13 protein-coding genes and 2 pseudogenes are annotated in these 14,990 nt (G+C 70.9%); 7 read left to right on the top strand and 8 right to left on the bottom strand.

All coding sequences use genetic code 11. The annotated features are described in order from the left end of the window. Positions 1-4 precede the first annotated feature (4 nt). The 3 genes from modA to VS93_RS22095 all read left to right on the top strand — a co-directional run bounded on the left by modA (position 5) and on the right by VS93_RS22095 (position 2,719). Complete coding sequence (gene modA / locus VS93_RS22105) at positions 5-745, top strand: molybdate ABC transporter substrate-binding protein (protein WP_046471807.1); 741 nt, start codon at positions 5-7, stop codon at positions 743-745. Positions 746-821: 76 nt separating this feature from the next. Beyond that, positions 822-1,670 (top strand): ABC transporter permease, encoded by an 849-nt coding sequence (locus tag VS93_RS22100; RefSeq protein ID WP_173434349.1) that lies wholly within the window; start codon positions 822-824, stop codon positions 1,668-1,670. A 56-nt stretch (positions 1,671-1,726) separates the two neighbouring features. Further along, entirely contained in the window at positions 1,727-2,719 is a 993-nt protein-coding gene (locus VS93_RS22095) for an ABC transporter ATP-binding protein (RefSeq protein ID WP_082127108.1), read from the top strand. 69 nt (positions 2,720-2,788) lie between these two features. On the opposite strand, the gene VS93_RS22090 is transcribed toward VS93_RS22095, so the two are convergent. From VS93_RS22090 to VS93_RS22055, 8 genes and pseudogenes are all read right to left on the bottom strand, one after another. Beyond that, a complete protein-coding gene (locus tag VS93_RS22090) occupies positions 2,789-3,439 on the bottom strand; it encodes a bifunctional DNA primase/polymerase (RefSeq protein WP_046471801.1) in 651 nt (216 codons plus the stop codon). Between the two features lie 86 nt (positions 3,440-3,525). Next, the gene (hemB, locus tag VS93_RS22085) at positions 3,526-4,509 is read right to left on the bottom strand and encodes a porphobilinogen synthase (RefSeq protein WP_046471800.1); all 984 of its coding nucleotides are present in this window, start codon (positions 4,507-4,509) and stop codon (positions 3,526-3,528) included. A 36-nt stretch (positions 4,510-4,545) separates the two neighbouring features. After that, positions 4,546-6,242 (bottom strand): annotated as a pseudogene (locus VS93_RS22080) (uroporphyrinogen-III synthase). Then, positions 6,242-7,219: a hydroxymethylbilane synthase gene (gene hemC / locus VS93_RS22075; RefSeq protein ID WP_046471798.1), complete on the bottom strand. Its 978-nt coding sequence runs from the start codon at positions 7,217-7,219 to the stop codon at positions 6,242-6,244. Before hemC ends, VS93_RS22080 begins: the two are co-directional and overlap by 1 nt. Positions 7,220-7,221: 2 nt before the next feature. Continuing rightward, positions 7,222-8,727, bottom strand: a complete 1,506-nt coding sequence (locus VS93_RS22070; protein ID WP_046471797.1) for a glutamyl-tRNA reductase — start codon at positions 8,725-8,727, stop codon at positions 7,222-7,224. 45 nt (positions 8,728-8,772) lie between these two features. Beyond that, positions 8,773-9,470, bottom strand: a pseudogene (locus tag VS93_RS22065) (redox-sensing transcriptional repressor Rex). Between the two features lie 194 nt (positions 9,471-9,664). Beyond that, entirely contained in the window at positions 9,665-9,919 is a 255-nt protein-coding gene (locus tag VS93_RS22060) for a glutaredoxin family protein (RefSeq protein WP_046471796.1), read from the bottom strand. A 57-nt stretch (positions 9,920-9,976) separates the two neighbouring features. After that, positions 9,977-10,237, bottom strand: a complete 261-nt coding sequence (locus VS93_RS22055; RefSeq protein ID WP_046471795.1) for a MoaD/ThiS family protein — start codon at positions 10,235-10,237, stop codon at positions 9,977-9,979. Between the two features lie 106 nt (positions 10,238-10,343). On the opposite strand from VS93_RS22055, the gene VS93_RS22050 reads away from it, so the two are divergent. The 4 genes from VS93_RS22050 to pstS all read left to right on the top strand — a co-directional run bounded on the left by VS93_RS22050 (position 10,344) and on the right by pstS (position 14,865). After that, on the top strand, positions 10,344-11,120 hold the full coding sequence (locus VS93_RS22050) for a winged helix-turn-helix transcriptional regulator (RefSeq protein ID WP_046471794.1): 777 nt from the start codon (positions 10,344-10,346) through the stop codon (positions 11,118-11,120). Positions 11,121-11,300: 180 nt separating this feature from the next. Then, positions 11,301-12,461, top strand: coding sequence for a hypothetical protein (locus VS93_RS27290; protein ID WP_052745922.1), 1,161 nt, complete (start codon positions 11,301-11,303; stop codon positions 12,459-12,461). A 43-nt stretch (positions 12,462-12,504) separates the two neighbouring features. Beyond that, positions 12,505-13,470 (top strand): mycothiol synthase, encoded by a 966-nt coding sequence (gene mshD / locus VS93_RS22040; protein ID WP_046471793.1) that lies wholly within the window; start codon positions 12,505-12,507, stop codon positions 13,468-13,470. A 285-nt stretch (positions 13,471-13,755) separates the two neighbouring features. Then, positions 13,756-14,865, top strand: a complete 1,110-nt coding sequence (gene pstS, locus VS93_RS22035) for a phosphate ABC transporter substrate-binding protein PstS (RefSeq protein ID WP_046471792.1) — start codon at positions 13,756-13,758, stop codon at positions 14,863-14,865. Positions 14,866-14,990: the final 125 nt, after the last annotated feature.

The following is a 14,990-nucleotide window of genomic DNA, read 5'->3' as shown; positions in this document are numbered from 1 at the left end:
CGCCATCGGCGCCGCCGCCGCGTCGGCCCTGCTGCTCGGTGCCGCCGGCTGCGGTCCCGCGGAGGACAGCGGGGCGCAGATCCTGACCGTCTTCGCCGCGGCGTCCTTGACCGAGCCGTTCAACGAGTTCAAGACCGCTTTCGAGGACGAACGTCCCGGCGTCGAGGTGGAGTTCAACTTCGCCGGCAGTTCCGAACTCGCCCAGCAGATCAACGCGGGGGCGCCGGCCGACGTGTTCGCCTCGGCGAACCCCGCGAACATGGACCTCGCCGCCGAGGCGGGCAACATCGAGGGCGAGCCCGTGGTCTTCGCGGAGAACACCCTGGAGATCGCCGTGCCCCCGGACAATCCGGCGGGCATCGAGGACCTGGACGACCTCGCCTCCGAAGACGCCACGGTGGCGCTGTGCGCTCCGGAGGTGCCGTGCGGGCAGGCGGCGCGGACGGTGATGCGGTCCAGCGGTACGGAGATCGCCGCGGACACGCTGGAGGAGGATGTCAAGGCGGCGCTGACCAAGGTCGAACTCGGCGAGGTCGACGCCGCGCTGGTCTACCGGAGCGATGTCATCGCCTCGGAAGAGGTGTCGGGGATCGGGTTCCCCGAAACCGAGGACGCCGTCAACGAGTACCCGATCGCCGTCCTTGCGGGCGCCCCCCAGGCCGGGCCGGCCGAGGAGTGGATCGACCTGGTCACCTCCGAGGCCGGGCAGGGCGTCCTGACCGGCGCGGGTTTCCGCGCGCCATGAACCGGCCTACCGCGGTTCCGGCGGGCGCTCCCGTCGTACTGAGGGCCCGCGGTCCGGGCCGAGCGGGAGACGGGACTTGAACGAGAGCGGCCACCATGCCCGGGGACGTACGGTGTCCGCGCCGCTGCGCGGCCGGAGGATCGGTGCGGGCCGGACCCCCTGGATCCTGGTGCTCCCCGCACTCGCGGGGGTGCTGTTCCTGCTGCTGCCGTTCGCCGGGCTGCTGGTCCGCGCGCCCTGGCCCACCCTCGGCGCCCGCCTGCTGACGCCGGAGGTCCGTGCCGCTCTGCTGCTGTCGCTGACGACCGCCAGCGTGGCCACGGCCATCTCTCTCCTCCTCGGGATTCCGCTGGCCTGGGTACTGGCGCGCACCTCCTTTCCGGGCCGCCGCCTGGTGCGCGCTCTGGTGACCGTGCCGATGGTGATCCCTCCCGTGGTCGGGGGCGTCGCTCTGCTGCTGGCCTTCGGGCGGAGCGGTGTCCTCGGCCGGTACCTCTACGACTGGTTCGGCTATTCCATGCCGTTCACCCCGGCGGCCGTCGTCGCGGCGCAGGTCTTCGTCGCGATGCCGTTCCTGGTGATCAGTGTTGAGGGCGCCCTGCGCGGCGCGGACACGCGCTACGAGGAGGCGGCCGCCACGTTGGGCGCGAGCCGGGCGGTGATCTTCCGGAGGGTCACCCTGCCGATGGTCATGCCGGGTGTGGGAGCCGGCGCGGTTCTGTGCTGGGCGCGTTCCCTGGGCGAGTTCGGTGCCACCATCACCTTCGCCGGGAATTTCCCCGGCCGCACCCAGACGATGCCGATCGCCGTGTACGTGGCCATGCAGACGGACCCGCAGTCGGCCATCGTGCTCAGCCTGGTCCTGCTCCTGGTGTCGCTGGTGATCCTCGTCGGTCTCCGTGAGAGGTGGGTCGGTTCCCTTTGAGCACGGACAGCCTGTACACCCGCTTGGTGGTGAGCCGTCCCGGCTTCCGGCTCGACATGGAGCTCTCCGCGGCGCCGGGCGAGGTCGTGGCGCTGCTCGGTCCCAATGGAGCCGGCAAGTCGACGGCCCTGCGGGCGCTGGCCGGTCTGCTCCCTCTGACCCGGGGACGGATCCTCCTCGAAGGGCGCGACATCACGGCGCTTCCGACGGAGAGCCGCCCCATCGGGATGGTCTTCCAGGACTACCTGCTGTTCGCGCACATGAGCGCACTGGAAAACGTCGCCTTCGGCCCGCGCTGCCGCGGGACCGACAAGCGCCGGGCCCGGCGCGAGGCGGCCGAGTTCCTGGCGCGGGTGGGGCTCGGCGACCACGCGCGCTCCCGCCCCGCCGCGCTCTCCGGAGGGCAGGCGCAACGGGTCGCGCTGGCGCGGGCCCTCGCGGTGCGCCCCCGCCTCCTCCTTCTCGACGAGCCCCTGTCCGCCCTCGACGCCCACACACGCCTGACCGTGCGCTCCCAGTTGCGCCGCCACCTCGACGACTTCGACGGCGCGGCGATCGTGGTCACCCACGACCCCTTGGAGGCGATGGTCCTCGCCGACCGCGTCACCATCCTGGAACACGGGACGGTGGTACAGAACGGAACCCCGGCCGAGGTCGCCCAGCACCCGCGCACCGAATACGTCGCCCGGCTCGTCGGGCTCAACCTCTACCGCGGACGGGCCCGCGGAACGACGGTGGACATCGGCTCGGGACCAGGTTCCGCGCGCATCGCCGCACGCGAGCCGGGCCGGGGCGAAGTCTTCGTCGCCTTCCCGCCCCGTGCCGTCGCGCTCTACCGCGAACGGCCGACCGGAAGTCCGCGCAACACCTGGCGGCTCACGATCGACGGTATCGAGCGCCTCGGCGACCAGGTCCGGGTCCATCTCGACGGGGAACTCGCGCTCTCGGCCGAGATCACCCCCGCCGCGCTCGCCGAACTCCGGATGGAACCGGGTGAGAAGGCCTGGGCGTGCGTCAAGGCCACCGAGGTGGACTCCTACCCGGCCTGAGCCCGCCCGGTGGAGTCTCCGGGCGGGCCGCTCTGCACCGCCGCCCCCTGGACAGGGCCGCGGGACCGGCTAATCGCAGGTGTCCGCGAGAACGTCCAGTACGACGATCGGGTCGGGCAGTTCGGTGATCCCCTCGCCGCTGCGGGGAGAGCGGATCCAGCCGGCCTGCTCCCCGGACGGGAGGCGCGAGGGGGCGGCGAGCACGTAACTGTCGCGGCAGTGCCAGCGCAGTCCGGGGGTTTCCGAAATGGTCTCCGGTACGCAGTCGAGGTGGCAGGACCACCACTCGTCCTCGTCGACCGGTGAGCGCGTGGCGACGAAGAAGAGGTAGCGCCGACCGTCCACCGCAGCGACCGGACCGGCGTTCACCCCGGCCCGGTCCATGCGGGCGAGCGCCATGACACCGGCGTCAGCGGGGACGTCGAAGACGTCGAAGACCCTGCCGGTCGGCAGGATGACGTTGGCCCCGGGGGTCTCGGTCCACCACCGCCGGATGGTCTCCGGCGAGGTGGTGGCCTCCAGCCCCCACGCCGCCGACAACGGGTGCGCGGCCGGATCAGGGCAGCCCATGCGGTCGCAGCCACAGGCACGCCCGCCGGCGCCACCGGGTTCGGCCCCGCGGCACACCGACCATCCCAGAGCAGCGTAATCGAGCGCCGCCTCCAACATCCCGCCGGCCGCGGGACGGCGTTTCCGCCGCCGGTACATGACACCGGCCAAGGCTGTCCCCCTCCCCGTTCCTCCGGTCGCTGTCGGTGCGTCGCCCTCCCGACCTCGACCGGCGCGATCGGGAAGTACCTGTTCCCCTACCGCAGCAGTCTCGCCGCCTCGGTCGCCCAGTAGGTGAGGATCTGGGCGGCGCCGGCCCTCCGATGGCAGAGCAGCGTCTCCAGGATGACGCGCTCGCGGTCGAGCCACCCCTTCTCGGCGGCGGCCTCCACCATCGCGTACTCCCCGCTCACCTGATATGCGGATACCGGGACGGTGAACGCGCGCGCCACTTCGGCGACGACGTCCAGGTAGGCCAGCCCCGGTTTCACCATGACCATGTCGGCGCCCTCGGCCACGTCGAGCTCCACCTCGCGCAGCGCCTCGCGGATGTTGGCCGGGTCCTGCTGGTAGCCGGTGCGGTCGCCGAACCGCGGCGCGCCTTCGGCCGCGTCGCGGAACGGCCCGTAGAACGCGGAGGCGTACTTCGCCGCGTAGGCGAGGATCGCGACGTCGGTGTAGCCGGCCTGGTCCAGCGCCGCACGGATCGCGGCGACCTGGCCGTCCATCATCCCGCTCGGCCCGACGACCTGCACGCCGGCGGCGGCCTGCGCAACCGCGATGGAGGCGTAGCGCTCCAGCGTGGCGTCGTTGTCGACCTCACCGGTGGGGGTGAGCACACCGCAGTGCCCGTGCGAGGTGTACTCGTCCAGGCAGAGATCGGCCATGATCACGATGTCCGTGCCGAGGTCGGCCGAGAGGTCGCGCAGCGACCGCTGGATCACGCCGCCCGGGTCGTCGGCCGCGGAACCGCGCTCGTCCTTGAACTCCGGGACGCCGAACAGCATCAGCCCGCCCACGCCGGCCTCGGCCGCCTCCTGGGCCGCCTTGCGCACGCTTTCCCGGGTGTGCTGGACGACGCCCGGCATCGAGGGCACCGGCCGCGGCTCGTCGATGCCTTCCTTGACGAACACGGGCAGGATCAGTTCCTCCGGCCGGACGCGCGTTTCGGCCACCAGGCGCCGCAGCGCGGGCGTGCGCCGCAGCCGGCGCGGCCGGGCGGCGGGAAAGCGGGCGCTCATGCGGGACAGCTCCTAGCTCCGGTGGCGATGATCGGCTCAGACGGTCTTGCGTCTTCTGCCGCGCCGCTTCTGGCTCGGTTTGAGAACGAGCTTGCCCGCGGCGACGGCTTCGTCCCGTTGAGCGGCACCGTACTCCGAAAGCGCGGCCGCCAGGGCGGAAACCGAGGTTTTCGGCGCGGTGACGTCGACGCGCAGCCCGAACTCCTCGGCGGTCTTGGCGGTCTCGGGGCCGATCACCGCGATCACGGTCGCGTTGTGCGGCTTCCCGGCGATCCCCACGAGGTTGCGCACCGTGGAGGAGGAGGTGAACAGCACGGCGTCGAACCCGCCGCCCTTGATCGCCTCGCGTGTTGGCGCGGGCGGGGGCGCGGCGCGCACGGTGCGGTAGGCGGTGACGTCGTCGACCTCCCAGCCGAGGTCGCTGAGCCCTGCGGCGAGTGTCTCCGTTGCGATGTCGGCGCGCGGCAGCAGGACGCGTTCGATCGGGTCGAGCTCGGCGTCGTAGGGCGGCCAGACCTCGACCAGCCCCGCACCGGACTGCTTGTCAGCGGGCGCAGTGAGGTCCGGTTGGATGCCGAAGTCGCGCAGCGCGGCCGCTGTCTGCTCCCCCACGGCCGCGACCTTCACACCGGCGAACGCGCGGGCGTCCAGGCCGTAGGACTCGAAGCGCTCCCTGATGGCCTTCACCGCGTTGAACGAGGTGAACGCGACCCACTGGTAGCGGCCGGTGACCAGCCCGCGCACCGCCCGCTCCATCTGCTGCGGGGTCCGGGGCGGCTCCACGGAGATCGTGGGAACCTCCTCCGGCACGGCGCCGTACCCGCGTAGCTGCTCCGACAGACCCGCCGCCTGCTCCTTGGTGCGCGGGACGAGCACCCGCCACCCGAACAACGGGCGGGTCTCGAACCAGGAGAGCTCCTTCTGCCGCTCGGCGCCCTCTCCCACGACGAGTAGGGCCGGGGTGGTGACGTTGTTGCCCTTGGCGTCGGCCGCTTTGAGGTCGGCGGTGAGGCGCGACAGGGTGGAGACCACCGTGGTCTGCTCGGTGGTACTGCCCATGCGGGTCACGGCGACCGGTTCGGTCCCGGGGCGCCCACCGGCCACCAGCGCCTTGCACAGCTGGTCGAACCCGGGACCGCTGTGGCGGGAGTCCTCGCCGTCGGGCGCGTCGGGGAACATCACGACGAGTGTGCCCTCGCCCTGGTGGGTCCAGTCGGCCGCGGGGTCCTTGGCGTTGGCCACCCGGATCCCGCTGACGTCCTTGGGCATTAGCGGGATCCCCGCGTAGGTGGGCACGGCGGTCACCGCGGACAGGCCGGGGACGATCTCGTACTCGATGCCGGCCTCCTTGCACGCCGCGGCGAGCTCCGCGCCGCGGCACCCCAGGAGCGGGTCACCGCTGTACAGCCGCACTACCCGGTAGCCGTCACGCGCGTGGGCGACGGCGAACGCGTCGATCTCGCCGCCGCACTCGGCGGGCTGCACCACCTTGACGTCGTCGCGGCAGTGCTTGAGCAGCTCCGTACGGTACTTGGCCAGTTCGGCGCCCGGCTCCCGCACGGTGAAGACCACATCGGCCTTGGCGAGGAGAGCCGCGCCCCGCAGTGTCAGCAGCTCCGCGTTGCCCGGCCCGGCACCCACCAGGCGACGTGGCCGGTAGCGGGCGCGCCCGAATGGCGGGCCGACGCCTCGTGGTTCTCACTCTGCGGATTCAATGTGCGCTCGCTCCTCATTACTCCGGTCGCGGTGCCCCTGCCTGGGCACCGGCGTCGGCAACGATGCGGTCCGCTCCTTCCTCGATCATCTCGCGGGCCAGCTCCCTACCGAGACCGGCGGCGGTGTCGATGGTCGCCGCCGCGGAACCTTCCGCAAGCCGCACCGCCCGTTCCCGGCGCACCGCCTGGGAACCATCGGTGGCGACGACGGCGGCGCGAAGCCGCAGCCGGCCGTCGTAGCATTCGGCATAGGCCCCGACAGGGGCGGCGCATCCGGCCTCCAGCTCCGCGAGGACGATGCGCTCAGCGGTGACGCCGGCCCTGGTCTGCTCGTGGTCCACGGCGGCGAAGAAGCCAAGGTCGCCCTGCGCCGCGCGCTCGGTGCGGCACTCCACTGCGAGAGCCCCCTGCCCCGGGGCGGGCAGCATCTGCTCCGGTTCGAACAGGTCGGTGACGTCGTCGGCACGGCCGACCCGGACCAGACCGGCGTAGGCCAGCACGACCGCGTCGAGTTCGCCCGAGGAGACCTTGCCCAGGCGGGTCTCGGCGTTGCCGCGGATGGGGACGTAGTTCAGGTCCGAGCGCAGGGCCGCGAGCTGGGCCACACGGCGCGGCGAACCGGTGCCGACCGTGGCGCCGGCGGGCAGGTCGGCGAACTTCCGACCGTCGCGGGCGCACAGCGCGTCGCGCGGGTCGTCCCGCTCTGGGATCGCGACGAGGGTCAGCCCGTCCGCGGGGGTGGTGGGGAGGTCCTTCAGGGAGTGCACCGCGACGTCGACGGTGTCCGCCAGCAGCTCGTCGCGCAACGCGTTGACGAACACCCCGGTGCCGCCCAGTTGGGTCAGGTGGGCCTTGGTCACGTCGCCGAAACTGGTGATCAGCACCAGCTCCACCGGCGTCCCGGTGCGCTCGGTGATCGCGTCGGCGACCCGCTGCGACTGCGAGGTGGCCATGGGGCTGCGGCGGGTGCCGAGGCGGACCGGTGCGGGGGGCATCGCTATTTCTCCTCGCCGGGCGGGGTGCGTGTGCCCTTCTCCGGGCGGGTCACGGCATCGGGGGTGGCGGGGTCGAGGCCGAACAGCTCCCGCAGGGCGACCTCGTAGGAGTCGCCGTCAGGCCCGGCCGCGAGCTCTTTGACGCGCACAGTGGGCTGGTGCAGCAGTTTGTCGGCCACCCGCCGCATGGCGTAGGTGACCTCGTCGCGCGTCTTGTCGTCGAGGTCGGGCAGCCGGCCCTCCAGCCGGGCCAGCTCGGTGTCGAGGACCGTCCGCGCCTTGCTGCGCAGCGCTACGACGGTGGGGGCGACCAGCTCGGCGCGGCGGACCGACTGGTACTCGGCGACCTCTTCGTCGACGATGTCGCGGACCACCGAGATCGCGCCGGAGCGGCCGGGGTCGTCCACCCCGTCGGCGCCTTCGGCCGCGGCCCGCCGCAGGTCTTCGATGTCGACCAGCCGCACGCCCGGAATGTCGCGGACACCGGCGTCGATGTCGTGCGGAAGGGCCAGGTCGAGGAAGACCAGCGGGCGCGCGGAACCGCTCCTTCGCGCGGCGGCGCTCTCAACGGCCTCGCGGGTCAGTACCAGGCCCTGAGCCCCGGTGCAGGAGATCACCAGGTCGACGTCGGCGAGCGCGCCTTCGGCCTCCTCGAACGGGACGGCCCGGCTGTCGATGGGCTCGTAGGCCTCGGTGAGGCATTCGGCGAGCCGGGCCGCCCGCTCGAACGTGCGGTTCGCGACGAGGACGGAGCTCGCGCCCTGCCGGGCCACGGTGTTGGTCGAGAGCGCGCTCATCGATCCGGCGCCGAGAACCAGGGCGCGCACCCCTGTGAGCGCCTGCGGGAACGGCAGCGCGGCCTCGACCGCGTCCGTACCGGTGTCGCCCGCGGTGACCGGGTGGTCGACGGGGCAGCGCCCGGCCCCAGCCGGCGTGCCGGCGGCCTCCTCCGCGGTGGACTCCAGGGCGGAGGGGCGCAGGTGGCGGCCTGCGACGGCCAGCCCCAGGCCGACCATGTCGGCTCCGGCGTGGTCGATGTGCGTCTCGGTGTGCGCGCGCTTGCCGACCCGGAGCGCGCGCTGGCCGAGGTCGTTCAGGACACGGCCGAGCGCTCCCACCTGCTGGGCGTCCTTGAGGGAGTCGCGGACCTGGCCGAGGATCTGCCCCTCCCCGACCACCATGGAGTCCAGCCCGCAGGTGACGGAGAACAGGTGCTGGACGGCGCGTTCCTCGTAGTGCACGTAAAGGTGCTGGGAGAACTCGCTGAGGGCGACGCCGGTGTGCCACGAGAACAGTTCGGTGACGGCCGCGACGCCAGGGTGGAACTTGTCGACGTCGGCGTAGATCTCCGTGCGGTTGCACGTGCTGACCATCATGACCTCGTTGACCGACGAGGCGTTCGCCATCTCCGACATGGCCTTGAGACGCGCCTCGTCGCTTAACGCGACACGCTCCAACAGCGCCACGGGCGAGCTCCGATGGCTCAGCCCAACGGCGAGGACACTCATCTGCACTCCAATGCAGGCACTACTACCTCGACACTCAGGCCCTATTCAGGTCAGGCTCCCGGGGACCCCGAACCACTCCGGCCCGCCGTACCCGTCGGACTTTCGTTGTTCGTGGAAGGCAGGATCTGAAGCTCTATGGATAGATCGACCTTACGCACATCCACGCTCGGGGGCACATTGAGCACCACCGGTGCGAAATTCAGCACGCTGGTGACGCCGCACCCGATAAGACGGTCGCACACGCTCTGGGCCGCCGCTGCCGGGGTGGCGATGACACCGATCGAGACGTCCTCGCCTTCGACAACATCCTCCAGGGCGTCGATATGCCGCACCGACAGGCCCGCGACCTTGTCCCCGACGATCGAGGAGTCGGCGTCGAGAAGCGCCGCTATCCGGAATCCGCGCGAACCGAAGCCTCCGTAGTTGGCCAGCGCACGCCCCAGGTTGCCGATGCCGATGATGGCCACCGACCAGTCCTGTGTGAGACCAAGCTCACGCGAGATCTGGTAGATGAGATACTCGACGTCGTAACCGACCCCGCGGGTTCCGTAGGACCCCAGGTGCGACAGGTCCTTGCGGAGCTTCGCCGAATTCACCCCGGCGATCGAAGCCAGATCCTCAGAGGAGACCGTGGGGGTTCCCTGGTCGTCCAGCGCCTGCAGGGCGCGCAGGTACACCGGGAGTCGGGCGACTGTCGCCTCCGGGATTCCCCTTTCCCGGGGCCGTGGGGTACGGCGGGTCACAGGCGTGCGCTCCTGGGCAGCGATTGTCGGTCTGACTCGGTAATTCGGGCCCATACAGGTTCGATGCCCCCGCGCGATTGCGCATCACACCTGGCAAGACCCCGGCCGGAATGGATTTTCGCCCCAGATTACGCTCTTGTGAAAGCGGGCACAAAGTGGGGTGGTCTTCGCCTAAAACCCCGCTGGTCCAAGGCCTACGTCAGAGCGGCGCGCAGCCGCTTCTCACTCACCCGCCAGAAATCGTGCGGCTTTCCGTCGACGAACGTCACCGGGATCTTCTCCCAGTACTCGTCCCTCTCCTCTGGGGGCGCCTCTGTGATATCCCGCACGTCGTAGGACACACCGAGGTCAGCGGCGACACGTTCGATAATCCGCAGCGCCTCGTCGCACAAATGGCAGCCGGGCTTGCCGATCATGGTGATCCGGTGCGCCGGGTCGGCACCGCTCATCCTTCTCCCCGTCCCTTCGTCTCGGCGGCTCGACGGCCGCACCGCGGCGGGCCGGCTTCACCCGCCCGCGAAGGGCGGAAGCACCTCGACCGTGCCGCCTTCGGCCAGCCGCACCTCAGTGTGCGGCCGCTTGCCCACCGAGTACTCGTCCACCAGGAACGACGACCGGTCCAGCACCTTCAGCAGCCGGTCGTTCCCGGAATGCCGGACACGCACCGCTTCCAGCGCTTCGGCCAGCGTCCCGGCCTCGTAGGGTTCCGACTCCGCGCCCGCGGCTTCCTTCGCCGCGGCCCAGTACCTGATGGTTCCGCTCGCCATCGTTGACTATCCTTAGAGGTTCTCGGAGGCGAAATACAGTTCATTCTTCACCGAGGGCAACGACGCCTTCGACGGCCGCATCTTGCGGGATGACGGGAAGAGACGCATGAGCCATCTCCTGCTGCTGACGAACTCCAACGAACCGTCGGACCATGTTCTACCCGCCCTCGGTCTGCTTCTCCACTCGGTGCGCGTCTCCCCTGCGGAGGCCAGCGCGCTTCTCGCGTCGAGTACCGACCGTGCGGCGAGCACGCCCGTGGACGCCATTCTGGTCGACGCCCGGAAGGATCTCGCCGCGGCGCGCAACTTCTGCCGGCTGCTCGACACTACCGGCCTCGACTGCCCCCTCATCGTCATCCTGACCGAGGGCGGCGCCGCGGCCCTGACTTCCGACTGGCAAGTCGACGACTTCCTGCTGACCACAGCGGGCCCGGCCGAGGTCGAGGCCCGGTTGCGGCTAGCGATCGGCCAGGCCGACACCACCACCGATGACCCCGACGAGATCCGCCGCGGCGACCTCGTCATCGACGAAGCCACCTACATCGCCCGGCTGCGCGGACGGATCCTCGACCTCACCTTCAAGGAGTTCGAGCTGCTGAAGTTCCTGGCGCAGCACCCGGGCCGGGTGTTCACCCGCGCCCAACTGCTCCAGGAGGTCTGGGGGTACGACTATTTCGGCGGCACCCGTACGATCGACGTCCACGTGCGGCGGCTCCGAGCGAAACTGGGCGCCGAGTACGAATCCCTGATCGGAACCGTTCGCAATGTCGGCTACCGCTTCGTCCCGGACCCCACGTCCAAGAGCACGACCGAAGAAGCGGTCGCGCAGGACGATTACCACGGCTCGCAGACGCGGGAGGAAGTCGCACAGACGCGCGGCTGACCTCGCTTTGCCGGATTCGGAGGGGGAAATTCAGGGAGCAAAAAGCCGGGAATCAGTCGGTTCGCGGTCTCGTGGTGCGGCATCGAAGCACCTATCATGCTGAGGGCAGCCGGCTTGTAGCTGTTCGTGGCCATCGGCGCCGGCGACGCGCGACGCGGCGATTCGAGGAGGCTTGCCCCCATGCTGAGCGGCAAGGACGACCGGTCGCACCGGTTCCCTCTCCGAGTCCTGCTCGGAGTCCCGCTCGGAACCGTCTTCATCGGTTCGACCCTGGTGGCGCTGGCCGCGCCCGCCTCCTCCGACGCCCCGCCCGTGGTCGTCCTCGCTCCCGAGGACATCACTGTCGAGGCCGGTGAAACCGCCGAGCTGAGCCTGGACGTGAGCGGCGGCCTGCGGCACGAGACGTGCCTGTACGGCGCGGAGGCCGACAACGACTTCGAGACCGGGGAACTCGACTCCGAGACCGCGCCCGCGAGCGCCGAGGTCACGGGGACCCCCGAGGAAACAGTGAAGGTCACCGCCACTGTGACCTACGCCCACCTCGACGACTACTCCGACTGCGCGGACGTCCCCGAGGACGAGCGAAGCACGGCCGAGTCCGTCCCGCTGCCGGTCGTGGTTCTTCCTCCGGAGGAGGAAGAGGAGGAGCCGACGGACGAGCCGACCGAGGAGCCCACCGAGGAGCCCACGGAGGAACCCGACCCCACCGGAGAACCCACGGAGGAACCGACAGAGGACCCCACCGAGGAACCCGACCCCACCGGAGAACCCACGGAGGAACCGACAGAGGACCCCACCGAGGAACCCGACCCCACCGGAGAACCCACGGAGGAACCGACAGGCGGCTCGGGCAGCGGCACCGGCGGCGAGTCCGGCGGATCCGGGAAGGGGCCGGACAGCGAGTCCGGCGGGCCCAAGGAAGGGCCGGACGGCGGTTCCGGCGGCGGCCCCGGCGAGGGTTCGGGCAACGCTCCCGGCGGTACCGCGCCGGAGGCGCCCGGGCGGGGCCAGACCCCGCCCTCCGGCCCCGACATAGGCCGGCCCGCACCAGACACCGATCTTCCTGACGGCGAGCGCCCGTCCCTGCCCAGCGGCCCGGCCGACCTGCCCGGTGTGGACCCGGGAGAGGATCTCGCGGATCTCCCCACAGTGGAGCCCGGCGAGGAGGAGAACGACGACACCACGGCGGCCGCCGCCAACCCCGACCCGCGCTCAGGGGTGCTTACTCCGCTGATGCTGCTGGCCTTCCTGCTGCTCCTGCTCCTCCTGGCGACCCCGCTCGCCCCGACCCGCCGGGTCCGGACCGGGGGCGGCTACATCGGCAGGCGCCGCCGGCTCTGATCCCCGCCGGGAAACCTCCTCCCCCGCGCAATAGGCTCGGGCCATGAGCTACGTGCACACCACCGATTCACTGGAGGACGAACAGGCCGCGGCCGTGACCGCACTGGCCGGGGCGGCGCGGGAGCACGACGGGGTCGCACCGCTGTCGGAACAGGTACTGCTGCGCGTACGGCACGGATCGGCGGCCGGAGCCTCCCGCTTCCACCTGCTCTACGAGGAGGACGGGAGCGGGCGGCGAACGCTCTCCGGTTTCGGGTTCGCCGAGCGCGCGGCCGGCGAACCGGATTCGGCCGAATTCGTCGTCGCCCCCGAGCACCGCCGCCGAGGGCACGGTTCGGCACTGCTGCGCTCGTTGCGGGAGGACGCACCGGCCGAAGGGGTGCGCGTGTGGGCGCACGGCCGGCTCCCCGGGGCGGCGGCTCTGGCCGGTTCGGCGGGTCTGCGGCAGGTGCGCGGGCTACGCAAGATGCGGTTGCGGCTGCGCGGCGAGCCGGGCCGCCCGGCCCCGGAACTGCCCGCGCCGATGTTCTCGAACACCGTGGCAGAACGCCTCACCATCCGCCCCTTCAAGGTCGGTTCGGATGAGGACGCGTGGCTGAAGGTGAACGCGGCGGCGTTCGCCGACCACCCGGAGCAGGGCGGTATCACCCTGGAAGACCTGCGCCAGCGCGAGGCGGAGGACTGGTTCGACCCGAACGGGCTGTTCGTCGCCGAGGACTCCGCGACCGGCGCCCTTGCGGGGTTCCACTGGACCAAGACGCACGCCGACGGTGCCGGACTGACCGGCGGCGAACCGGTGGGCGAGGTCTATGTCGTGGGGGTGGACCCGGCGTGGCAGGGCACCGGACTGGGCCGGGTACTGACCCTGGTCGGCCTCCACCACCTGCGGGAGCGCGGCCTGCCGTGGGTGCTGCTGTATGTGGACGAGGACAACCGGGCAGCGGTGCGGCTGTACGAGTCCCTCGGCTTCACCGTGTGGGACGTCGACGTCATGTACGAGGTCGGCTGAGCCCTCCCCGAGACCGGAAAACGTTCACCGAACATTGCGGATCGACACCGTTACGAAATGCGATAATCGCAGGCCATCGATGGGTTTCTTGCTCGACGTCAAGGTGATTCACCGCGCATCCACCACCGGTCCGCCACTATTTCGACCAGACTCGCCCTCCCGTTCACTCTTCGTTCACCCTTACTGGTAGATCTGGTCACTTCCCCTGCTTACGTTCACATTCGGCGAGGTCCTCGACCGGACTCGCCCCAAGGTGACGAAGTCCAGAGGAAGGACACCGGAGCTGTGAAGCTCTCCAGGAACGGCCGGTTCACGGGGCTGGCCCTCGCCGGCGCCCTCGCGCTCTCGGCTTGCGGATCGGACCAGGCCGTCGAAAACGGCGCCGCCCCGGCGGGCAGCGCCGACTGTGTCGAAGGCGGCGGCACGCTCGACGGTGCCGGCTCCTCGGCGCAGGAGAACGCCATGGCCACGTGGATCGCGGGCTACACCGGCACGTGTGAGGACACCACGGTCAACTACGACGCGGTCGGCTCTGGCGCCGGGCGCACCCAGTTCATCGACGACGCCGTGACCTTCGCGGGCTCCGACGCGGCCATGGACGAGACGGAGACCGAGAAGGCCGCCGAGCGGTGCAACGGCTCCGAGGTCGTCAACATCCCCGCCTACATCGCTCCCATCGCCGTCGCCTTCAACCTCGAAGGCGTCGACTCGCTGAACCTCACCCCTGAGGTGATCGCCGGAATCTTCAACCAGGAGATCACCCAATGGGACGACGAGGCGATCGCGGCCGACAACCCGGACGCCGACCTCCCGAGCAGCGAGATCGTCCCGGTGAACCGCTCCGACGAGTCCGGCACGACCGAGAACTTCACCGCCTACCTTGAGGAGGCCGCCGGCGACGAGTGGCCGCACGAGGCCGAGGGCGACTGGCCGATCGAGCCGGTCGAGGCCGGGCAGGGCAACTCCGGTGTCGTCTCTGCCATCGAGGGCGGCGAGGGCACGATCGGCTACATCGAGGCCTCGCACCTCGGCGACCTCGGCGCCGCCGCCGTGGGCGTCGGCGACGAGTTCGTCGAGTTCAGCCCGGAGGCCGCGGCCGCCATCGTGGACGCGTCCTCGCCGCGCGAGCAGAACACCGAGCACGACCTCGCCATCGACCTGGACTACACCGGCGCCGGCGCGGACGCTTACCCGATCGTGCTGGTCGCCTACGAGGTCGCCTGCCTCGAGTACGAGAGCGAGGAGGACGCCGAGCTGGTGAAGAGCTTCCTCGGCTACGTCACGAGCGAGGAGGGCCAGGAGGCCTCCGCTGAGGAGACCGGCTCGGCGCCGCTCACCGACGAGACCCGCGAGAACATCCAGCCCACCCTGGACGCGATCACGGCAGGCTCCTGATCCACACGACGCGGATCCCTGCTCGGGTAGGGCCCACACCGGAGGGTGCGGGCCCTGCCCTTAGCCGTGTGTCGGGCCCTGGTCCGCGCCTGAGGGCAGGGGGCGTGGCCGAACCGCTACCGAAG

The organism is Allosalinactinospora lopnorensis, assembly GCF_000981225.1.
Lineage (GTDB): Bacteria > Actinomycetota > Actinomycetes > Streptosporangiales > Streptosporangiaceae > Allosalinactinospora > Allosalinactinospora lopnorensis.
Note: the sequence above shows the minus strand (reverse complement) of the source record. Positions and strands in the feature narration are given on the sequence as shown.